This window comes from Methanolobus sp. ZRKC2, from assembly GCF_045291185.1.
Classification (GTDB): Archaea; Halobacteriota; Methanosarcinia; order Methanosarcinales; family Methanosarcinaceae; genus Methanolobus.
Genome location: NZ_CP146980.1, coordinates 173,663 through 197,798, shown reverse-complemented (window position 1 = coordinate 197,798; position 24,136 = coordinate 173,663). Strand labels below are relative to the sequence as shown.

The following is a 24,136-nucleotide window of genomic DNA, read 5'->3' as shown; positions in this document are numbered from 1 at the left end:
CAGTGTCAGCACTATTTCTAAACAGTCCTCCTTATATACACTATTAAAAAGCATTTATAAATCCTGCTTTGAACATTTGTTTAATTGCGATAATTAGTATCATTTTTCTTGAATCATTGTAGTTATGGAAACAGAATAGATATTGTCTCAAACTATCATCTATTGTTCCGTAGATCAAATACGGATATTTCAGAGGACGATGACGGGCTATTTGTATATCATTTTTTAAGATAACATGTCTTACCTATTATTATGCATTTAAATAGTAATTGTGCATAGCACGTCATTACACAAATATTAAGCGAATACATAATTATTATTTATAAATGCCAAAAGGATAGTTTGGGCGATAAAAATGAGTTCTTTATGCCGCTGGAATATTAATCTGATTGCATTACTGCTGATTCTAATCAGCTTTTGCAGTATACCTGCATCATGCACATCCTATGAGGAAATCAAAGCATCATGCTCTTACAAAGCAGTTGAAACTGAAAGAATGCAGGAGATAGTTCATTTTTGGATTAACAATATTCCACTCACATCGGAAGAATATGAAGTAGAACTCATAAAAGATTGTCATACATATTTTGGTAATGGAAGCTACATCACCTTCACCAAGACCCGTGGGGAGCCTATTGATACTAAAAACCTCATGATAGTCACGTTCAATCCTAATGCCCGTGGCAACCAGACAATGATTCTCATGCCAAATTGTAACAATACAAATTCCCTTTCATTTAAAGGCACTTCCCCTTTTTGGAATCGGGGTAATATCTTCCCGATAACGGGTCAGTTTTTTGGCGAGTACATCTGGCAACCCGGTATGACAGTTATTGCTGATGAATATTCAAATTATCAGGGTGCAATCTGGGTTCCTGAAAAGGGAGAATATCATATTGGGCCAAGTGGAAGAATGACCGGTATGCAGGCAATGTTTGCTGACTGGGGAGATGATCCAGCAGACCCTGCAGATGATTCACTACACGCCGGTGACGTGGTTTCAGTAATGCTTGTTGATTCTTCAAAGAATGAGATTCTTTTTGAAAAGGAAGTCATGGTTTCTGATTATCCAACATACCCAATTCGTTTAGCTAACGGTACTGCCAATTTTAAAATGGGATCCTCTGTCGTGGATGGGGAGATTACACTGGAATACTTTGGTGGGAACACAGTATATCCAGAAAACGTTGCAATCGAAATATCTCACGGTTTACCTACTATGAATGGTTATCTTCCTGGGGATGTAATCTCATATCCTCCAAATTCACCACTTTTGCCTAGGGATTTTATCAATATTTCATTTGAAAACAATTGCTTTTCTTATACTGACCCTTTTGATGGCACAACAAAAACCACCTGTAATCCACTACTTGCTGAACAGATAATTTGTGAAGGCGAAGTATTCAGGCTATCTTTAATAGATACACGTTTTAACGACGTTCTGGATTCTGGACTTCTTATAATGGGAGGAGAAGAAATCCCACAGCTAGTCGAAAAAGAACCTATTACCTTCACAGAATTACAAAAATGGATTCATTGCTGGGTCAATGGTTTGCCTGAGCCTCTCAGAGGACCATCTGCTGATTTCCATGTTGAGCTGCATAAGGATATCTCAACAGCATATGGAAACATGAGTTATCTGAGTATTCAACAAACAGCAGGCGATACGATCCATACAAAGGATTTGAAGATCATAACTACCAATCCAAATGCTAGAGGAGACTTTAAGACAAGGGAAATTTTACCCGGCATTAATAATACAAAAACTTTTTCATTTGAAGGAACATCACCTTTCTGGAATCAGGGTAATTTCCCGACAACGGGTCAATCCTTCGGAGATTTTGTGTTAGTTCCGGGAATTATAATGATAGCTTATGATTCTTCTAATAATCAGGACGTAATCTGGGATCCTGATGTAGGCGATTATGTACTAAGTCCAAGTGGAAGTATAACCGGAATGCAGGCTATGTTTGCTGATTGGGGAGATAATCCTGCGGACCCTGCAGATGATACACTACACACAGGAGACAACGTATCATTAAAGATCATCCATATACCATCTAATGAAGTTCTCTTCGACGAAGCAGTAACAATTAATGAAGACAGTGAAACAGATTATCCTTTTGATATTGCGACTTTCACTGGCAATGCTTCTATTTCAGGAGAAAATATTACTCTGAACTACTCCGGAGGATCGTCCTTGTACAGAGAACATTTTAAGGTAATATTATCTACAACAGGTATACTCCCACAAACAGTATTCCTGTCTGAAGAGAGTTTTGCATTCTATCCATCCAATGAGATTACCAGAAATGTTGCAATGGATTTGCAGCCTTTGACCGCATCTGAGCAGATCAAGATAAGCTTTGAAACTGAATCTCACACTTACAATCATTTTACAGAAGAAACAGGACCAATAGAGTGTGCAATAATTGGAGATTCAATAGTTTACGAAGGAACTGAATTTAGTTTATTTATCGTCGATACAGGCAGTGGTCAGATAATCAATGTTCAGGAACTGACCATGGGACCATAGTACTATAGCCATTATTATTCTGGCACAAGTATCACATATTTCAAGAAAAGCTGCCCATTTTGATCCTCTCAGCTTTTGATTATGAATATTGTTCTGATATAGTATCAGATCTTAGTCAAAACACTTAACAAATTAAGTTTTAAGTAACATGTTTAATTCATGGGAATAACTTTAATATTGGTTAACACTTACATATTCCTTACACAACAAAATCTGGTTTAGAAGAATGATGAAAAAGTGTTTTTTATTTCTGATCATCTGTATTAGCTTTATATCAACCGTAGAAGCTATCGGTGTAGGCGTATCTCCGGCAAACCTGACTTTTGATGCTCATGTTGGAATTGGGAATGAACAGACTCTTTTTGTAAAAAATGATGGTTCAGGAACTTCAAATTACCGCGTTTATGTCGATGATGAGTACATAAATTGGTTTGATATATCGCCAAACAACTTCAGCCTAGTATCAGGAGAACATAAAGAAGTGACAATCGCAGTGAAACCCCCTATTACTGCAAACGGTGAATATGACATGAAAACTTATGTAATTGCTACTTCTTCAACATCAGATTTTGAAGTCGGAAGTGGAATCAAAATTCCAGTACATATTGAAGTCTCAAACAAAGGGTTGTTTGCAGGATTGGCAATTTTATTATTGTTTGGATTTACAATTACTGTCCGGTCAAAAAGAAATAAGCCAGGAGTATTAGATCATACAGAAAGAGAACAATTCTAGAATAAGTTATAACAATCAAATTTTAAGCTTTTTTGGGGTCTGATTGTGTAATGCTTTTGAGGGATTCGATTGTTTCGAGAATTTTGTGATAATCACTGTTTAAAGGTACATTCTTTTTTTCTTCAGTTTTACATATCTTTTTGTTTTTAATGGAAAGAACATGTGTTTTTCCAAATACTTTTCTTTTTATAAGGTTCGCATCTTCAAGTACACATGCATGCTTTGAAGCAACAGGAATAGAAATCTTCAATTCCCTGGCAACATTTGATATATGCATATCTTTGTCGTTGAGGTGCATAAACATTTTTAAACGTGTTTCGTTGCTAAGTGCATTTATCATTTTGAAGTCATCAGTACCCATGCCATATTGGATGATTAACACTCATATAAATATTTCCATTAATTATTATCTAATAGTCATTATGATGATAATTGTTTCTATTTTATTTATTAGCTTAATTTAATAAAAAATAAATATTAGCTTTTTTGCCAATATATTAATGCATTTTACAATATGCAAATAAGACCAATTCATAACAAACATTCAATTTCATTCCTATGGAATGATAAATTTTATGTCAGAAGTGCTGATCTTCACGCTTTTATTGTAGAAAGATGCCGTAACCATTTCACCATTTGAAATCGTTGAATTCTCAATACCTGCTAGATATCTTTCCCACGCCTCGCAATATTCAGACCTGATTTCTACAGTGGTATTCTCGACATAAGGGTATATTTGTTCTTCATATTTCTCAACCTGAACATTTATTGTGGTAATTCCATTTCCACTCATACTGTCTTCAACTCCAACCACATTGAATATATGCATGTTTAAAAGTTTACCATTTTCATCCAATGTGATGAAAGGTTTTGACCTGACCAGTGATTCTTCACTGGTGGATTGTTGTAATATCACAGCCCCGTTCTCAAAAATGAACTCCTGATCTATCCAGAAATTATTCGATGACCTGTATTTGAAGCAGCCTGTACTTATGTTGAGATACTTATCGGAAGTGTAGAGTCTTTCATCGTATTCATAAGGTGGTAGTTTTTCGTATTCTACATAGAATAAACCACTCTGAAAGTTAAGATTAAATGGTTTTTGAACATTCGTTAAGACCTCAGAAAAGCCATAAACAGGATTTAAGAGATCAAATGCATAATATTCATCGGTACCTTCCAATGGTGTTGCAACACTGCGATGGAATACTGTTTCATTATTTCTGCGAGTTTTTACTCTTAAAGTGCTCGATGTATCCCATTCAGCAGATATCCAATTGTCAGAATCAATATTGATTTCATATTTATTTGTAGATGTATCTGGCAACTTCACAGCATATAAGCTAGAAACAGATAATAGATTGACTACAAAAGGAGGATTATTAGTTTCATCATAAAATTCCTTGCGTGGTTCAGTCACATCTTCCATGGAAATATTAATCCAGCTGCTATCCTCCTCCACAGTTAGCGTTCCGCTTGAGGAAACCGAAGGTCCAAAAAGCATTTGTTCACTTCCTAGTGGAATTTGAACTTTTTCATTTGAACTTCCTGAAGCAGCCAACGAGGCAAGTTCTACAAAGCCATTTCTCACGTTCTGCATGTGATCAATCTCATTCTCAGCAGCAAGTGACGGTATATAGTAAGCGTTGATAGCAGTGATGAATGTTGTGAGAACTGCAAGTATGAGTATGGCAGCAACCACGGTGGATACTGCTTCACGGTCTGCAAAAATGCATTTGATCATACTTTTTTGACCTCTCCAATAGCTAGTATTGCCCGTTGATGAATTACCGAAATCTTAACTTCACTCGTGTTGTTACTCAAGAATGTACTGGTATCAAGGTGCAGGGTCTGGGGGAATATCCAGAAGTTCTCACTTGTAAGATCGGTTAGTTCAAAGTATTGTTTGTCAAAAATGTCGGTTGTATTGGATAACTCGATCTTTACATCCTTGGTTCTGATGGGGTCTCCTCCAACATGAGTGATTTCAATGATTTGTGGATTACTCTGGTTGAAACTCATCTCAATCTCGAGATGGGGAGCTCTTTCTTCTGGCAGAAGAGTATAAATGCCTATAGATAATACAGCTACCAGACTCACTGTTATTGCAAGTTTCAGTACCTCTCCAACCATTTCAGAAGCCATTTTTTCACCTAGTAATTCATAAGCGTTGTAAAGGAAGCAAACGTCAACACAAGGAATATAACAGAATGCTTGAATCCTGAAAAAATATTACCATGTGCCATCTCACCGAGTATAAGACCCGAAAAGAAACCCAGTATGCCACATGCATTAAACATTGTGGAGGTTATCTGCTCAATATTGAGAAGACCATCTCCCCCAAGATTTGACATGGATGGTATAAATTGGGTTGAGAAAGAATAACAAACGTACATAAATGTTCCAAAAGCTATGTAAACAGTCGCCAGGTAGACAAAACCTGTCTGAAATCTGTCGTCTCTTAGCTTTATCATATTCTCTGAATCCTCAGCAGCTATCAAAAGTACATCTCTCGTATCATCACTGACTTCAGTGGCCTTTACGAGAAGTGTAACCGCTCTTCTTATTGCAGGTGTACCGATCCTATTCTCAAAACGTGATAGTGCATCTTTCATTTCACCACCCCATTCCATATCAAGCCATACTCTTTTTATCTCACCTGATAGTAAACCTACATCAGATCTTAAGAGAAGGCTGATAGCATGGTTTATAGGAATTCCCATTTCATTAACCTCGGCAAGCCTTCTTAGAAAATCAGGTACTGCTTTATCCAGTTTTGCTAGTCTTCTTACTTTATATTCATGAGCAAGTGAGACAGGCAGGATGCCAATAATTACAGACAGGACAATTTGTTTATTCAAATCATCTGCCATCAGTAAAAATGGCATGGCCATTAAAGGTACACTGAAAGCAAATGCATATATGGGCTTTTGAAGGACCGGTGCAAGTGGGTTCTTTAATTTACCTATAATTTTTCTCTTCAATTTTTTATTGTTATACTTTTTAAGGTTTGATTCATAATTCTCTTCATCGATCTCTTCCTCTTCAGTTGAATGAGACTTTCTCAGAACATCTCTGTTTACGTAATGAATCCCAAGTTCCTCTTTCGGAGATATAGAATCAATCAATACAATCAATGCTATGGAACCTAATGGAAGCCCCAGATACAGAGCATGGAAAAGGTAAGATGTCTGACTTAGATTGAGAAGCCCAATGGTCACAAGAGTAATTAGTAAAAAGATAGGGACAGCCACAAAAGCAACAACATAGACTTCAGAGATTATTTCCAGCGTTTTGATAAACATTTCCTGAGTCTTTTTTGCATGCAGGAAGTATTGTTCTGTTTTAACTGCAAAATACTGGTGTATATCACTTCCTCCCTGTATCATGGGAACAAGGTTCTCGAGGAAATCATGAAAGGTTTTAGATGGTGTGGTATGTGCAGTATTCTTTACAGCTTTAACAAGATCATCACCCAGTAATTCAACATCTCGCACAATGCAAAGCGCCTCGGTTGCAATCTCACCGTAAATGTGCGGATTTTCCGCAAGCTCTTTGATTGTTTCATATATAGGTGTGCCTCCTTTTGTCATTCCATAGCAAAAAGAGGAGGCATGAGGAAGCAACACATCTATTTTAGTGGCACGTGAGTAGGCAATAAAGCGTGGATATTGTAGGTAGGACCAGTAAACAATATAAGCTGAAATTATCGGTAGGATAAAATATGTAATGCTTGAAAAAAATATGTGCTCATATGTCCTGAGTATTTCGAAAATAGGCATATCCTTTAAAAAATTCATCAGGAACAAAGACATCAGTACAAGTGCATATGTCTGGACGGAATATATGAATCCCTGCTCAATATATGTGGAATAGTGGACATCCATTCTTGCAGCTCTGAGGTTGTTTATCAGATAATCATACCTATCTGAGCGCTTTTTGGCATATTGCCTGACAAAACCGAAGCTAATTACTGGATTTTGCATTTTCAACTATTTCTCCGTTGTATTGCTCACCTGAAATCAGAAGCTCAATTATTTTTTCAGGGTCCTTGTTGTAGGCATTTATTGATTCAATAAATTGATAGTAATCTCTTATCCCATTTTCAAGCATCAGATCAAGAAACACGGCTCTTCGCTTGAGTTCTTCATATATTTTATCCTCTGAAATACCAATTTTATTCACAATGTCCTGAAGTACTTTTGAATCTAAAAACTCAAATGTATCCGTAAGAGAATCCCATAGAAATGTGTCTTGCAACTCAATTGTATTTGTTACTCCAATAACTTCAGCGATATGTGAAGCTTTTCTTTTTTCGATTCCTCCTTCATATATATTGGATTGCATCGAAATAATATCCAGAGCACTGAACATAGCAGGAGGAACATTTATTGGGGGATTAGTAAATCTGTTTATAACTTCTCTGGGAGATCCCGCATGGAACGTAGAGCATGTTGCATGCCCTGCATTCATTGCCTGGAAAAGTGTCTGTGACTCACGGCCCCTGACCTCACCTACAAGTAAGTATTCAGGCCTTTGCCTTAAGGATGCACGCAGCAGAGCTTCAAGGTCTATGGTGCCCATTTTGTTCATTGATATTCCATCCCTTGTTACTGTTGATATCCAGTTTTTGTGAGGAAGGTTAATCTCCGGAGTATCTTCTAAAGTAACAATTCTTATTTTCATAGGAATGAAGAGACAAATAGCATTCAATGATGAAGTTTTGCCGCTAGCAGTGCCACCGCAGAACAATATGCTTTTTCCATGCTCCATACAGAACCAGAAATAAGCCATCATCTGTGACGAAAAAGTACCCCACGCAATAAGATCAAGTGGTGTCAGTGGTGCCTCCTTTTGTCTGCGTATACTGAAAGAACTGCCTTTTGGACTTATATCGTGTCCATATGTAATATTTATACGAGATCCATCACGCATGACAGTATCAATTATAGGAGTCGATCTCGAAAGATGGCGGCCATTTTGCTGTGCAATAAGAGTAACAAAGTGATCAAGATCTTCATCATTTGAAAATACTATATTTGTCTTGATATTACCATAAGCTTTGTGATATACAAATAGAGAAACATTTACCCCATTACACCATATATCTTCGATTTTTGGATCTTTCATTATTGAGCTTATAGGACCAAAATCAATGAAATCACGCTTCAGATAATAGTAAATTTTCTCAAATGTCCGATTCTGTAGATCAAAGTATTTCGTCAAGGTCTGTTTGGTATTTTCCTTTAGCAACTTGTACCTGTCAATTGAATCGAAGTCTTCTTCATCCTGAGGATTAGAAATAGTAAGCTGATCACCCAGTACATTATTAAAATCTTCTAATAGTGTTTTTTCAAATTTGTTTAGTTTCGGTTCAACAACATAATAATTGGTTGTTTTTTTCTGTGTATCATATAAGATGGAGATAAAACAATATGGTTCATCAACCCAATATCTCTCTACTTCCTCCATATGTGCCGGTGGATGGAATGAGACAAGATCATCAGTTGGCTCAGGTATTTCAAGCAGTTGTGAGTCACCATTCCCAGAAAAATGACTAAAGATGTTTTTCAATAAACCTGGTTTTTCAGGCATGCTTACTGATGACACTACCTGCAGCACTGAACTGTTAAACTTGTTAATGATTGTTCTTATGCTCAAAACCCCCATGTTTCTTCGTTTTTAGTTCAGTAGTGTAAATAGTATTTTCAGCAACGTGAAATGCGAAGCTATTTACTGTGCTATCTGTGTATACGTCGTTGAGTTCCGAAAACATTTCATCCGTTTTTGCAGTTTGTTACACAAAAACCAATTGTAGTTGTTGTATAAACAGAATTCAAACAGTAATTTATTGTCGGTTGAGTTATGTAAAAAAAGAAGTATATAAAGACTTGATTTTGGATTAGATATGTTACCTTTTTAGCTAAACCAAGGATTAATAATTCCCTGCATGCATATCAACCCTAAATAAAACATTATATTTTCAAAGATAATTCACGAAATATCGGGAAAATGATGTGATGAATGAAGCATCAGAGATCTTTTCATTTGCACCAGCAAGAACAGTTACAGGTATCCTTATACCTGCACCAATTCCAAGTTTATCAGCTGTTGGTTTTGTAACGATGTTCAGTTTGAACGTAGTATTGCCTATCAAATCTTCTGTTGGAGTATAGCACACAGTAACATCTTGAGTTATACCAGGAGAAAGCACAAATTCCGAAGGAGAAATGCTAACCCACTCAGAATAGTCGCTGCCTGCATATACTTTATAATTCATCACATCATTTCCATTGTTGATGATAGTGATGTTCTTCTGAATCAATCCTCTTTCCATGTCGAATTGAAGACTATGAGGAGAAACACCAAGTGATACTGCTGAAGTAGTTTGTACTAATATGAAGATAGTAAAGACTGTTAATGCTAATCTTGAAGTAAAAATACTTAAATTGACTTTAACGCGCACACAGATAATATATTTTTAGTAAATATAAATCTTGTGTGATGTAGTAGTAACTATATGAATAAGAAATGTTCACATGAAACTCTGCAGAATTTCTATCCTTAAAATCAATAAAGATGTACAATAAAAAAATGATTTTTGATAGCTTCAACTAATCAGAATATCTATAAAATAAAAAGAAGAAGAGAAGAAGGAACCTTTAAGGTTTCATTACCACATCAGTGGAAAAAATAGTATTCTCTGAAGCCACATCAATAATGGAAACATGGAAAGTTTCACCTATCACAACTACCTGATCATCTAACACAGGATGATACATTGTTTCATTTTTGCCATTAAAAGGATCAGTATAGGTAACATATTGTTGACTGAAAGAATATGTTGCCATTTGTCCGGGTTGCAATGCAATCTTGTCCATTCCAGCATCCCTTTTCACAGTCCCATTTTCATCTGGTTGCTCTGCGGGATAGAACGTGAGGTTCTCATTTGAAAGATAACCGGTCATCTTAGGCAGCCCATGAGATATCTCAATCTTGGTATCTTCTTTATAGATACTATCTCCCCCAAGGTGTTTAATAATAATCAGGCCATCGGAAGCAGAACATTCAACCTCAAAAATCGCCTGTGTGGGATCATCTTTTTTTCCCATACCGTTTGCAAAAGAACTGACCGCCGCTGCGAGAATAACAGTCACAACTATCATCAACATCACACCGATAACAGGGCTCACAGCATTTTCAGAAAGCATTATTTTCTGATTCGCCTTCATTATGACATCACCACATCTTTTTTGAAAATTACCTTATTAGTTGGCGTATGAACGATCTTTATCGTAACAACATCACCCCGATTGATGGTATCATCCATGGAGTCTGCAGGATTGTCTCCCCAATCTGCAAACATAGCCTGCATGCCAGTCATTTTTCCATTCGGCCCACGGATATATTTACCTGTGTCAGAATGCCAAGATGCGCCATCATAATTGGCATATTCATCTGCAACCATGGTCATCCCCGGTTCCAAAAGGAATTCTCCAAAGAACTGGCCTGTTGTAGGGAAATTACCCAGATTCCAGAAAGGAGAAGTGCCTTCGAATGACCTAGAGTTTGTGTTATTTGCATTCGGCAGGATTTCCATTGTTTTGTAGTCTCCTCTTGCATTAGGATTTACAGTTATGATCTTCAGATCCCTCGTATGTATTTTATCGCCAGTTACCATTGTAATGGCAATATAACTCATGTTGCCATGAAAAGTATTGATATCCTTCCTCATCTCAACATCAAATGCCGCACTGGGAACAGATTGTGATCCCGGAAGTACATTCGTACTGTATGAACTGACAGCAGCTGCCAGAATAACAGTCACAACTACCATTAGCATTACACCTATTACAGGCGACGCAGCAGATGAACTCTTAATGAATAAATTTTGTTGCTTCATTTTTTAACCTCGTTCAGGGTGACAACGTAATTCTGGCGGAGTAAATAGTCTGCCCGGAGTTTGAGTCAATTATCATTAATCTAAAAGGTTCACCAAGTTCTACCTGCTGTTTAATTTCTGATCCATCAAATGTTATGAAGATGTCAGAGCCAGAATGTGTGAAATTGACCCTTGCTTCATCACCGGGGTTTAGGTAGTTATCGTTTGGGACAAATGACACTTTGTCATTATCTACGAAACCTGTCTGTGAAGGATAACCTGATTCAATACCTACCTGTACATCCCTCTTGGCAATAGTATCACCACCCATATGCTCAATATGGACGTAGCCATCCTGAATTGATGCCTTTGCCTGTAAAATAAGCTGAGGTGCCGTATCCTGAGTTTTCATGCTGTTAGCATATGAGCTGACTGCACCTGCCAGGATAACTGTGACGACGATCATCAGCATCACTCCGATTACAGGGGAGACCGCCTCTTTTTCAGAAAAGAAACTACATCGTTTTTTCAATTACATAACCTCCACTTCGGAATTAAATATGGGTTTGCCACTGGGTATATGCACAAATGTAACCGTTATGAAATCGCCGGATGTGACATTTTTCCAGTCAGATATCATTGCCTCCATGCCGGTCCTATCTGACTTTGGCACATCATTTTCGTTTGATTCGGCAACCATCACAACTCCGGGCTTGAGAACATAGTTTCCGAAGTTAACAGCTTCATGGGTTCCGAATACACCTTTGGCAGGATTGTTCCAGTAAGGGGAAACACTATTTATAGTTGGAGATCCACCATTAATCCTATCAGTGTTTTCCTGATTAGGATACACTTCTGTAACGGAAAAATTATTGTCAGAGTTGATACATGTAGTTATAATCTTGAGATCCTTAGTATCAATAGAATCTCCGGTGACCTCTTTTATTTTCATAAAAGACATATTGTCACCTCCTATATCCACACCTTTTTTGATCTGGACCTCAAAGACTGCAGATGGTGCAGTTTTTGTACTTCCACCAATACTTCCACTGTAAGAGCTAACAGCCGCCGCCAGGATCACTGTCACCACCACCATCAACATTACACCAATGACAGGCGATGCGGCTTTATTATTATTTAGAAACATGTTTTGTAGCTTCATATGTAACTCCACCTTCAAATATCTATGAAAAAGCGAAAAGCTATTCGTTGTTAAAGAAAATTCATTACTACAGGTATATAATATAGAGATTTTAGATTAGAGGTATTATCTTAAAAGATTATATTAGATTATTTTTGCAATTAAAATGTAAAAAGAGGAATAAACCTCCCTTTTAAACATATTATCAGCCGATCTCTGCCCAAAAAACAAGTTTGCCTTCCATGGAACCTATTCCAATGTAATCGGAAGGTACATGCAAACATAACTGTGTGGTTTCTGTGGTTCCGGAATCGACCATTTTATAGTAGTCACCCCAGACATCAGAATCAAGCCTCAACCCTTCCTCATACAATCCTCTTGCAACATCGGTTACTTCTGCCGTTACAGTAGCATCAACAGCACCCTTGTTTTTGATATTCAAATTATGCTCATCACTTTTTCCTCCGGCTGAAAGTGCGCCAAAATTTATTGCACCGGGGGTTACTTCAATTGAAATCGCAGGGATGATTGTTGCACTGAGAGAAACACTTGAGGCCTCAAGTGAATTATAGTTTCCTTCTTCAGTAACTTTAATGTAGCTGTTTTTCGTTTTTGTATCAGCTCCACCTTCACCGGAAACCGTCAGTTTTACTGTGTAGGCACCTGTTTCATTGTAAGTGTGAACCGGATTCTGTTTCGTAGAATCTACTACACCGTCGTTGTCAAAATCCCATTCCCATGAAGTTGCAGCAGTAGACATGTCAGTGAATTGAACAGTTAAAGGTGCATAACCGGATGTATCATTTGCACTGAAGTCTGCAGTTATCGTTGTTGGATTTCCACCTCCAGAATTTACTGTCACCTGGCTATCTCCTCCGGTGACAACACTAATGTTATGGCCAGTCAGATTACGACCAGTCAGTTCTCCGTTGATCGCATATGTTCCATCACCAGTCCATGTGGGAACCGTTATGTCATAAACAATAGTCTTTGAATCTCCATCTGAAAGCTTATTAATCACTACCCATGAACTCGTTAATGGATTAAATGTCATATCATCATTATCTTTTTCAATAATTTCCCATCCATTTGGTAGATTTTCTGTGATCATTGGTCCCCATATCTGTTGATGTACATTCATCTCAATGGTAACTGTTATAGTATCACCAGGCATGACAGAGGAATCTGAAATTGATCTGGTACCAGACATCTCACCTGAAGCCAATGCAGGAGATATCAAAAACACAAATGAAAAAATAACAATCATGCCTAATTTGGCAGATTTTTTAATCATTTTCGACAGCATATATTTAAAACTCCTTTTTTCTTAAAATTTTTAATGATAATTGAATTACAACTTTTCTGTTTCTATTTCAGTATTGATGCAACCAGTAGTGTACAAGAGCCGGCATCTCTGGGGTTGTGATCTCTGCATTGGCATGCGGAGCGTGTCCACCAGCCTGTCAGCAGTAGATGGCATACTGGAATGCAGAGCTAGTGATGATTGCACCAGAATCGAAATTCGAATCACCTGGGCCTTCTTTCTAAATTGTTCAACCATCTGCTTACTCCACACCATTCGGCATGTCTGCCTGCTCGAGCCAGTAATACACAAGAGCCTGCATCCTTGCATTTATGATTATTTCATCAGTATACGGGGCATGTTCACCAGTCTGCCAGCAATAGATAGCATGCTGAAGTTCAGAGTTAGTGATGATTGCACCAGAATCAGAGTCTGGATCATTCCAAGGGTTCCATTCACCTACAGTGATATATTCAACCTTTGTCTCGATATCACTACCTATAGCATTGCTGACATTCAGGGTAACTGCATAGACACCAGGAACTGTATAGGTATACTGTGGATTCTGATCTGTGGAATCAAGCACTCCATCACTTTCAAAGTCCCATTTCCATGATGTTGCGTTTATAGAAGTATCAACAAAAGCCACAGTAAGAGGAGCTTGTCCATATGTTACATTTGATTCAAAATTTGCAACCGGGAGAATAACATCTGTTAAATTGCCGAAAGCATAGACCTTCCCATCAATTCCTATGGTATAAAGAATTCCATCCGAAATTGCTGGTGCAGAGCCCCCTCCCTGATATTTCCAGATCGTTTTGCCCGTGAATGCATCCAGACAGAATGTTCCTTTGTATCCATATGCATCATCCGGGTAACCGATGTACACTTTTCCATCGGCAACTACCGGAGAATTTGTCCAGCCACCTATACCTGCCCAACCATCTGGTGTTTCCCAGACAAGTTCTCCTGTGATTGCGTTGAAACAATATGTCTGAATCTTGCTCCATCCGAAACACCCACCACTTACATACACATTTCCATAAGCTACAGCAGGACATGAATTTGTCCTCATAATATCATTTTGCCAGATGATAGTTCCATCATTCTTATCAATAGCATATATTTCCCCATCTCCATCCCAGTTATAGGTAGTAGCATAAATTATATCATTGTAGATGCTTGGCGTTCCAGTTGCATCGTCCCTTGTAGAGATCCTCCAGATTTCTTCGCTTGTCTCAGCATCAATACAATATACGTACCCACCTGAATTATAGCCTGAACTTGTCAGACTTGTTAGGTAAACCCTTCCATCGGAGTAAGCAGGTGTTGACATGGCTTTCCCTTCAACAGGGAAAGACCAGATTTCAGTTCCATTTGATTCATAGTAGCAGTGATAATGATATCCATCAAAATCACCAACATACACTTTCCCGTTAACTATCATGTTTCCGCCGATGACAGAATCAGGTCGTGCACATGAAACATTTCCTTCATAAAAACATGGTGATGCCCATGAACCATAAAAGGTACTACCCGGGCCGTAAGAGCCAGCAAATTCGCCTGTATACATATCAAGGGCTACTATCTGTGATTCCTCCCCTCCACCAGTAGGATCATCCGGGTTGCCAATTCCTGTGTTAACAAATACCTTGCCATCTGCAACTACAGGAGAAGAATCATGGACCGCATCAATACTATCGCTAATCCATAGGATTTCGCTTGTTGAGGGAGCTTGCCCCGGATAAAATCCGGTATGTTGAACATCTTTGTGGAACTGATGCCAATTTTCATCTATTGAAACACTATCAACTGCAACAGTCTTGGAAATTTCATTATTATTCTCATTGGATTCATTAACCACATTTTCAGAATCGACCCTTACAGTTAAGCTATGGTAGCCTTCTGTCGGCAGTAAAGTATACGCTACTACTGATGTGTTCCCAGGCTCAATTGAAGATAGGATTTGAGAGTCAATTACATTGTTTTCGTCCAAAAGTAGTACCTTGCAATAACCGGAGGATAAGTCACCTGCATTTTTTATTGTTACTTTTACTATGTTTGGTTGTTGTGCAGTCAAGGAGGAGGATGTCTGAAAATCTACAGGAAGAAGATCTACAAATGATCCGTTCTGGACAATATAATTCTCAAATTCCAAAAGCAATGGTTGTTGATCCACGCCCAGACTTGAAGATAACTCATAAGGCGAATCCAATATTCCATTGTTATCATTGTCACCGCAATCATAGTCATCCCAATAATTGCCAAGGTAAGAGCTGAATTGATTCTCATCATGCATATAAGAAATCTGTTCATCTGAAGTCCAATAAACAGTAGATGATACTTCAGTTTCTTTCACATCATCAGTATTACCTATAAAATTATTGAGATATATCCGGTTACCTGCTCCCGGACCCCATAAGTGCAGACCATGTTTGTTGTTTATGAAATTATTGTTACTAACAATGTTGTTTTCGCTATTTATGTAAAGTGACAGTGCAGCACAATCGTTGTTTATAAAAAGATTGTTTTTGTATGTACCTCCATTCCACAGTCCATAGACTGCGAAAAATTTCCCGGTGGCATTTGTAACAACATTGTTTTCAAAGAGAAGATTGTTCCCTTTTACGTAAATTCCAGTACTGTGGGTGAGTCCTTCGAACACACATCCTCTGATCTCACAGTTATCTGCTTCAATTTCCACTCCTTTAGGACTGTTAATTACAGTAACATCCTGAAGGACACATCCTTCAGCCTTCAGTTCTATATTGTCACCATCGTTATCGAAAATTACTTTATCAGCACTTTTCCCAATTATTTTTATACCAGACTTACTTACAGTGATGCTGCTATAATTTCCGGCTTCTAAGTACATCTGATCTCCATTCTGAGCTTTTCCAAGCGCTTCGACAAGTTCAGAACTGTTTGTAACTTCAAAAATTGCAGCATTTGCAGGTATTGCTGTCAAAAATAACGCCGAGAATACAAGTAATACTACAAGGATCATACCTGATCTTCTTTCTTTTTGTTTTTCTGACATAGTTTAGTTCCTCTCTATGGGTTTAGCCAATAATAAACAATTTTTTCTAGTCTTTCACGCGTTACTTTTTCCTTACTGATCGAAGAATCCAGATTATTACCCCACAAATATATTGTCTCCTGCAATTCAGTATTTGATATTGTCTTACCTTCATCAGAGTCAGGATCGTTCCATTGATTCCATTCCTTTAGTCCAAAAATATAGCCTGCATCATTCGCAAAATATAGCCAGCCATCCGATATCGCAACTCCCTGCAATGTATACTCCTTTTTGTCCTCAGGTTGCTCATAGGTCCACTGCAGAATAGGTTCTGCATTTCCCGCATAATCCTTAAGGCAGAATACCTTTCCATCATGCGTATTGCCTATAAAATAAATGTACACCTCCCCATCTCCATCATCAAAAGCAGTCGATATAACAGGAGAAGCCTGGATGGGACCGCTTGCGGTGAAATTCCAGATCTTTTCAAGAGAATCAGAATCCAGACAATAAAGTGTTTTCAATTTGCTGGCCTCAAGCACGGTACCTGTTCCAACATAAACTCTTCCATTGTATACAGCAGGAGTGGATGAGCTTCTGCCTATTTGTTCAGAGGCGCTTTCTGCCAGGTTAAAGGTGCCGTTTTCTTTATCAAAGCCAACCCAGAAGCAATAACCTGCTTCAGATGAAGCATAGATCCTGCCCGTATTTTCCTGATAATTGATAGAAGACCTCATTCTGCGTACATGACTGTCAAATTCAAAGAAATCATGTGCAGCAAATTCATCAATTGTTTCTCCCGTATCTTTATTTACAGAAGTTAGACAACCATCCTCATCTGCAAAGACAAGACTCTTGCCAATAACTGTAGCTCCACACCAGTAATATCCCCCGGTATTCATGGATTTGCGTGTCCAGCATACAGTACCGTCCTCATTGTAACAATAATATTTTGAAGTAAATGATGTCGGTCCCCATTCGCCAAAATATATTTTACCATCATAATAAGTAATAGGCGTTATGAGCTGATTAAAATGCCTTCCGCTGATGATAATTTCCGTGTCAACAGTGTCATTCCATAGCTCTACACCTGTATCAGCATCAAAAGCATAGATGCTTTTTTTGTTGGGAACAACAAAGATTTTTCCATTCCCATATGCAGGTGTTCCAAGAGGTGGAATGGATTCTTTGGTTGTTGTATTTGTCCATTTAACATCACCGCTGGTTTTGTTAATGGCCCAGACAGTGCCGTCTATTGAGATAGTATAGATGGTATCATCAACAATTATAGGTGCAACATCTATACCCCCACTACTGGATACGGAAGAAGTTCCACGATCCCAGATAATCCAGTCTTCAGGGGTATCCGTAGGTGCACGATCCCCTGTTACTCCAGTATTGAAGAGATCCTTTTGAAAAAGAGGCCAGTCATCAGCAGATGCCGGCAAAACTAAAAACGTAAAAATAATGATAGCGATAAGAATAAAGGAGAAAAATGGTTTTCCTGTTATTTTGTTCATACCAGACACCAATGTACTTTTGAAATGATCAGGCATTATTGCAAGTATTACAAGTATTGAAATTATTATAAAAAGTTAAAAGAGGAATATACTCAAAGTATATTCCTAAGTCTGTTTAACCATCTAGTTACTCTACACCATCCGGCATGTCAGTTTGCTCAAGCCAGAAGTGCACAAGAGCCTGCATCCTTGAGTTTGAGATTACTTCATCGGTGTATGGGGCTTTTTCACCAGTCTGCCAGCAGTAGATAGCATGCTGAAGTTCAGAGTTAGTGATGATTGCACCAGAGTCAGAATCCGGATCATTCCATGGATTCCAGTCTCCGCCCTCAGCAATGTAAAACTCATCGTCTCCGATTACTGCACACTGAGCTGTTTGGTAAGCGTCCACATATGCTCCCTCAGTAGCATAAGCAGGATAGGCGAATGTTTTGCCTGTTGCAAAATTATCCAGGTCTACACTAATTGTGTATGATATCTGCTTTGTGTCGCCTGCCTTGAAGTCATCAATCCACAACACATCAAACTTATTGTTGTCGGGGGCGCCGGTGTATTCATGTGTTTTAAGAGATCCTCCATCGAGACTTCCTACGACCACTTCAGCATCTGAAAATTCAAGAGGCAGGAACTCAGTAAGAGTAAGACCACGCACATTCTCATTAACAGTAATGTCAACTATTACAGTCATAGTTGTAGCATTCTCTGCGTCAACAACTGCAGTTGCCGGGTATATAGTATCATAAGGGATTGTCCTGACGACACTAACTGGATATGAAGCAGTCATATTAACTACTGCAATTGGATTAGCAAGATCAGGTGTAAAGGTCGCTGGATCAAAGTTGACCATTAGGATCTGCACAAAATCACCATGAGAAATTGTGTCATAAATACCTACATCTGATGCTTCACCGTTGACACGGATATTCCAGCCTTCATAGATACCAAGTGTAGAATTCCAAACAGGGGAATAACCTTCGACACTGTTGAGCCAACCACCTGTTTCACTATAGGTAAGACCGGTGTCGTCGAGAGCATCAACGATGGTGCCACCTTCTGGTGTAACGGTGTCATCAAAGAGGACATCTGTGCCTTCACGGACATTGATTGTTACGGTTGCAATTGGGTTTGTAAGATCAGGCGTGTACGCTGAATCAAGGTAGTGGACATAGTAGTACTCAAGCGTATCGCCTTCTGTAACATTGTTTGATCCAGAAGCATCTGCAAGTGCTCCATTGAGCAGGATAGCCCATCCACTGTCGGTAGTAGGATCACCTGTGGTATAATCACTTGCAATTCCACTTATTTCACTAACAAAGCCGGGACTGCTCCATGAAAGTCCGGTTGCAGTAAGTGCATCTTCATCATTTGATCCAGGTGCAACGTAAACGTCACCGTTGAAAAGCTCATTTACTATAAAAACAACGTTTACCTGATCGGTGTCTTCTACCCTTGAACCAAGGTTTCCTCCAGAGGTACCGTAATAACGAGTATCCTCCCAGAAAGTCAGGACATCATAGGTATTTTCAACTTCAGGATTTGCAACAGTTACAGTGTAGTTGAAGTAATAAGTGCCAACCATTACTCCGCCAGATCCAGCAAAAGATTTGAAATCATCTCCGTCAACATAGTCAGGGAAGGTTGTATCATCCCACTCAATGTTGCTTATTGTCCATCCACTCATCACAGGATCTGGAAGTTCAACCCTTAGGGATCCCTGTGCTTCGAAGGTATCTGTTACAACTTTGGTTGAAACGTCAAAAGTTCCTCCAGCACTGCTAACATCTATCGGTGTAACAGTTTGTTCAACTGTTGGAGCTGCTGCTGCTGCACCAACCAATAAGGCAAGTGATATCAGCATAACTGCAAGTAACAATCCTCTTTTCAAGATTTTCATTTTTAACTCTCCACTATTTTCATTTCATGCATTTTTTGAAAAACCTCACTATAAGGTGATTCATACCTATGAAAAAGAAGAAGAAGAACGAGTAATACTAGTTTATTAGTGAACTGTAAACAAAATCCACTTTTCGTATAAACTTGTGTAATAATCAATATCCACAAATGCAATACTGTTCAGGTGGGCTATAATGGATTTCTGTTTATGCTCTACTTCTTTTTTTTCATATAGTCAAAAGGCTAGCTGCTTGAATGCGTACCACCTTTTCAGTAAATTATATGAGAAAAGTATTCATATATAAATAAAGCAAAAATAGAAAGATACATTATCTTCTTAGATAATAACCATGTGGAGAAAATTTCATAGATGACAACAACCATAATCATTTACTCTGTATATACAAAATATTCCTTCTAACTATAAACAATGAGCAAATAAAAAAAGGGATTTGACAGCTGGTAACCGATTACATCGGCGTCTGGCTGACAAATGCATTGTACATCACCATCACAGTTGCAAAATCAATATCTACACCGGTCTTTGGTGCTCCAGTCTGATTAACGAAGCAGTTGTAAGCCTCCATAACCTCGGCAAAAGTGATCATTTCATCGCCGTCAGATTCAGGATCATTCCATGGATTCCAGTCATCATCGACGAAAATATATGAGCTCTTTACTTCGGAACCATTCCCATAAATATTCCCTACTTTGAGAGAAACATTATACGCACCTGTTGAGGCATAGAAATGAATTGGATTCTGTTCAGTTGAATCGACAAAACCATCGCCATCAAAATCCCATTCCCATGATGTTGCGACTGTTGACATATCGGTAAAGGAAACTGCTAATGTATCATAACCATAGGTCACATTTGCTGTGAAATCAGCAACCGGGATTGTTGGCGCCATTTCCTGAAAAGCATAGATATTTCCTGCACCCGTACCAAAGTAAACTTTTCCATCAGAAATAGAAGCTCCCTGCAATATATATGATGTATCCGCGGGTGGATTGTATTCCCATGCAAGAGTTCCGTCACCTTTTACACAATAAAATGCTCCGTCAGGTATTGCCTCTGTGAAATATATGTAAATGTCATCTCCCTGTAAGCATACCGCAGGTGAGGACTTTACTCCACCATCAACGGGATATGCCCAGAGTTCTGCTCCATCCGAAGCATTGAGACATAGCATTTCACCAGTGTAACCGTGTTCCCCCTGGCCAACATAAACTTTACCTTCATATATTACAGGTGTTGAAGTGCTGAAATCCCTAAACACATTCCATCCATCGTCGATGAATTTTCCATTAAGAGAATCAAAACCTATTCTCCAGATAAAACCCGATGTGTAAGTGGTTTCAGATGTTGTGTAGATGTATCCATCATGATAAGCAACTGAAGCACGTATGCGTCCAAGATCAGATCTTGCAAAAGATACATCCTTTGTAAGGTCCACTTCATCAAAAAAAGTTCCGTTTTCCCTGCATAAACATACAATTTTTCCTTCATGTGTTGGATATACTATATAGTCCCCAATTACCGAAGCCCCATTCCACAGAAAACCAGCTGTGCTAGCAGTTGGATAGCTCCACAGGAATGTGCCATCATCCTGATAGCAATAATAATTTTTAGTTTTGACCCCACCTTTAAGCCCTTCACCAATGTATAACCTATGATCATAATATGTCAAAGGACATGCAAAATTGCCGCTGGTTACCGAAACATTCCATAATTCCTTTCCTGTTGTGCCATTGAAAGCAAACAGATAACCACTATTAGTTTCGTCATTTATAGCTACAAACAATTTTCCATCACCATAGGCTGGTATGGATGTCTGCATAAGTCCATCCTTTGTTGTAGCTGACCAAACCAGTTCTCCAGTGTGTCTATTTAAAGCGTAGACATTTCCATGGGAAGAGAGACCATAAGCCATATCCTCATGAATAATAGGCATTACATTAAATCCATATTCTGACTCGAACTCCCATACCAACTCAGGAAATAAAAATGGAGCAGAGCAGTTGATTAGTCCTGTCTGTGTCCAGTCTTTCTGGAATTGACACCATTCAGTATCATCTGATGCAGAAACAGCAGAGGTGCAGAATATGGTAATGATGAACAGAATCAGTATACTAAAAAAACAATGATTAGTTTTTTCCATGGAATCACCCGAATTGAGGATAATCAATTTCAAAAAATGTACAGATGTAAAGACTACATCCGTACAAATACTTAACTTGTTTTAAGCTCTTCACATCGGAGTCTGGCTCACAAATGCATTGTACATTTCCATCACAGTGGCAAAGTCAATGTCAGCACCTGTCTTTGGTGCACCGGTCTGGCCTACAAAGCAATTGTACGCTTCCATGACCTCGGCGAATGTAATGTACTCATCACTATCCGAATCAGCGTCATTCCAAGGGTTCCAGTCAGAAGGAGTTTCCCCGAAAGCATACAGATATGACATTCCATCTTCAGCATCCGCACCTATGGAATAAACCATATCCTCTGATATAGCTGCGGTACCACCGGCATAATCCGAGTGCCACACCTCAGCACCTGTTGACGCATCAAGGGCATAGAGTCCTCTCTGGCCTATATAGGAATCATCTGCCTTTCCTGCAAAAACCTTTCCATCTGCTACAGAAACAGATATAGTCCAATCTCCTATTCCATTCCATTCTTTAGTAGTACTCCAAACCAAAGTACCATCAAGGGCATCAAAACAGGAAACCTGACTCTCAGAAACTAATGGATTGCTACAACCCCCACATACATATAAATAACCATTTGCTATCGAAGGGGTTGAATCGGTCCTCTGAATAGTTGCATTCCAGACTTCATTTCCATCATTGAGGTCAAGTGCAAACAATGCAGGATTATCGTCACTATAGAAGTCGTATGTTGTCACATAGAAAATATCCCCGGAAATTGAAGGAGAACCGCAAAGATTTCCAGTTGGCGAAGGACATGGTTTTGTCCACAATAGACTTCCATCCATATCAAGGCAATAGATGTCATTCCAACTTGTCAGGATTATTTTTCCATTTTGGACTGCAGGTGTAGACTGTGCCTTTTCGCTGACTTCGAAACTCCACAATTCAATGCCTGTAGATTTATTCAGACAGTAATAATGATAACCTTCCCAATCACTACACAATACTTTATCGTCTACAACAATAGGCCCACCATTACAGGATGCGGAACCTGTTGGATTTGTAAAGATCCATTTAATTGCACCAGTAGCTGCATTAACACAGATGGTATCCTGCCCCATAGATGTGAACACATATCCGTCATCGTATACTGGTGAAGACCAGGAACCCCATTCAGGAACATCTATTGTAGTGTTCCAAACCTTTTCACCAGTATACATGTTGAAAGCCACCAATTCTCCTACAGTTTCATCACCAGGATTACCATATTGATCAAGATCACCAGCCACAGCATTTGCAAATGCTTTACCCTGTCCTAAAGCAACCGAAGAAGACGGTACTAATGAAAAATTAGCACATAGTTTTTCACTTACCCACAATATATTGTTAGTATCTGGAGCACCGGAAGTACTATATCCTGTATTTTGTGAATCTTTCATGAACTGATGCCATGTATCAAATGCTGATGCTGGCATGGCTGTCATACAGAGCATGATACAAATAGTTAAAGCTAGTATTTTTTTGTTCATTATTTACCTCCGTTTGGGTTTAATTGGCAGTTTTTCATAGATTATTGGTATAAGCATGCTTGGCAACTCATCATTACCAGAACAATATTCGCTACATGGCATACTGTCTGAATTAAAACCTAGTCCACTTAAGTTCAATTTTAATATCTTGCGTTTATAATCCTGATTGTAGAGATTTCCAAGCTAAGCAATAGGTAGTGATTGTGAATGATACATTTTTTTAAACTATGATGCTGCACAAATCCATACACTACGGAGATATTTTCATGTAGTATTTAAACACAAGATAATCACTAATGTGTGTTAGCTTAAAAAGAAACAAAACACTGACCATCAATAGATATTTTCTAGTCTCTAGGAATATATGAGAAATAGCATCAAATGAAAGCCATTTAAAGCTTTGTCTGACACTAATAGATAATC

At 38.5% G+C, this 24,136-nt stretch carries 19 protein-coding genes; 2 read left to right on the top strand and 17 right to left on the bottom strand.

The genetic code is table 11. The features are described 5' to 3' along the window. Positions 1-355 precede the first annotated feature (355 nt). Positions 356-2,536, top strand: a complete 2,181-nt coding sequence (locus V7O62_RS00900) for a hypothetical protein (protein WP_406657136.1) — start codon at positions 356-358, stop codon at positions 2,534-2,536. 226 nt (positions 2,537-2,762) lie between these two features. Further along, positions 2,763-3,269 (top strand): hypothetical protein, encoded by a 507-nt coding sequence (locus V7O62_RS00895; protein WP_406657135.1) that lies wholly within the window; start codon positions 2,763-2,765, stop codon positions 3,267-3,269. Between the two features lie 22 nt (positions 3,270-3,291). Here V7O62_RS00895 and V7O62_RS00890 read toward each other — a convergent pair whose 3' ends face one another. From V7O62_RS00890 to V7O62_RS00810, 17 genes are all read right to left on the bottom strand, one after another. Continuing rightward, positions 3,292-3,630 (bottom strand): winged helix-turn-helix domain-containing protein, encoded by a 339-nt coding sequence (locus V7O62_RS00890; RefSeq protein WP_406657134.1) that lies wholly within the window; start codon positions 3,628-3,630, stop codon positions 3,292-3,294. Positions 3,631-3,825: 195 nt separating this feature from the next. After that, entirely contained in the window at positions 3,826-4,971 is a 1,146-nt protein-coding gene (locus tag V7O62_RS00885) for a hypothetical protein (protein WP_406657133.1), read from the bottom strand. 38 nt (positions 4,972-5,009) lie between these two features. Further along, on the bottom strand, positions 5,010-5,414 hold the full coding sequence (locus V7O62_RS00880; protein ID WP_406657132.1) for a type IV pilin N-terminal domain-containing protein: 405 nt from the start codon (positions 5,412-5,414) through the stop codon (positions 5,010-5,012). 8 nt (positions 5,415-5,422) lie between these two features. Further along, positions 5,423-7,255, bottom strand: coding sequence for a type II secretion system F family protein (locus tag V7O62_RS00875; protein WP_406657131.1), 1,833 nt, complete (start codon positions 7,253-7,255; stop codon positions 5,423-5,425). Beyond that, positions 7,236-8,930 carry a type II/IV secretion system ATPase subunit gene (locus tag V7O62_RS00870; RefSeq protein WP_406657130.1) on the bottom strand — a complete coding sequence of 565 codons (1,695 nt, stop codon included), beginning with the start codon at positions 8,928-8,930 and terminating at the stop codon, positions 7,236-7,238. The genes V7O62_RS00875 and V7O62_RS00870 overlap by 20 nt, the downstream gene beginning before the upstream one ends. A 322-nt stretch (positions 8,931-9,252) precedes the next feature. Next, a complete protein-coding gene (locus tag V7O62_RS00865; RefSeq protein ID WP_406657129.1) occupies positions 9,253-9,735 on the bottom strand; it encodes a hypothetical protein in 483 nt (160 codons plus the stop codon). A gap of 196 nt (positions 9,736-9,931) precedes the next feature. Continuing rightward, a complete protein-coding gene (locus tag V7O62_RS00860; RefSeq protein WP_406657128.1) occupies positions 9,932-10,501 on the bottom strand; it encodes a type IV pilin in 570 nt (189 codons plus the stop codon). Next, a complete protein-coding gene (locus V7O62_RS00855; protein ID WP_406657127.1) occupies positions 10,501-11,172 on the bottom strand; it encodes a type IV pilin N-terminal domain-containing protein in 672 nt (223 codons plus the stop codon). The genes V7O62_RS00860 and V7O62_RS00855 overlap by 1 nt, the downstream gene beginning before the upstream one ends. Positions 11,173-11,185: 13 nt before the next feature. After that, positions 11,186-11,683: a type IV pilin gene (locus tag V7O62_RS00850; protein ID WP_406657126.1), complete on the bottom strand. Its 498-nt coding sequence runs from the start codon at positions 11,681-11,683 to the stop codon at positions 11,186-11,188. Further along, complete coding sequence (locus V7O62_RS00845) at positions 11,684-12,313, bottom strand: type IV pilin N-terminal domain-containing protein (protein WP_406657125.1); 630 nt, start codon at positions 12,311-12,313, stop codon at positions 11,684-11,686. Between the two features lie 184 nt (positions 12,314-12,497). Beyond that, positions 12,498-13,598 (bottom strand): PKD domain-containing protein, encoded by a 1,101-nt coding sequence (locus tag V7O62_RS00840; protein WP_406657124.1) that lies wholly within the window; start codon positions 13,596-13,598, stop codon positions 12,498-12,500. A gap of 45 nt (positions 13,599-13,643) precedes the next feature. After that, positions 13,644-13,853 (bottom strand): hypothetical protein, encoded by a 210-nt coding sequence (locus tag V7O62_RS00835; protein WP_406657123.1) that lies wholly within the window; start codon positions 13,851-13,853, stop codon positions 13,644-13,646. A 4-nt stretch (positions 13,854-13,857) separates the two neighbouring features. Further along, complete coding sequence (locus tag V7O62_RS00830; RefSeq protein WP_406657122.1) at positions 13,858-16,635, bottom strand: PQQ-binding-like beta-propeller repeat protein; 2,778 nt, start codon at positions 16,633-16,635, stop codon at positions 13,858-13,860. 14 nt (positions 16,636-16,649) lie between these two features. Next, a complete protein-coding gene (locus V7O62_RS00825; protein WP_406657121.1) occupies positions 16,650-18,134 on the bottom strand; it encodes a PQQ-binding-like beta-propeller repeat protein in 1,485 nt (494 codons plus the stop codon). 127 nt (positions 18,135-18,261) lie between these two features. Then, the gene (locus V7O62_RS00820; protein WP_406657120.1) at positions 18,262-20,028 is read right to left on the bottom strand and encodes a hypothetical protein; all 1,767 of its coding nucleotides are present in this window, start codon (positions 20,026-20,028) and stop codon (positions 18,262-18,264) included. A gap of 469 nt (positions 20,029-20,497) precedes the next feature. Next, entirely contained in the window at positions 20,498-22,189 is a 1,692-nt protein-coding gene (locus V7O62_RS00815) for a PQQ-binding-like beta-propeller repeat protein (protein ID WP_406657119.1), read from the bottom strand. Positions 22,190-22,279: 90 nt separating this feature from the next. After that, positions 22,280-23,713: a PQQ-binding-like beta-propeller repeat protein gene (locus V7O62_RS00810; protein ID WP_406657118.1), complete on the bottom strand. Its 1,434-nt coding sequence runs from the start codon at positions 23,711-23,713 to the stop codon at positions 22,280-22,282. Between the last annotated feature and the right edge of the window lie 423 nt (positions 23,714-24,136).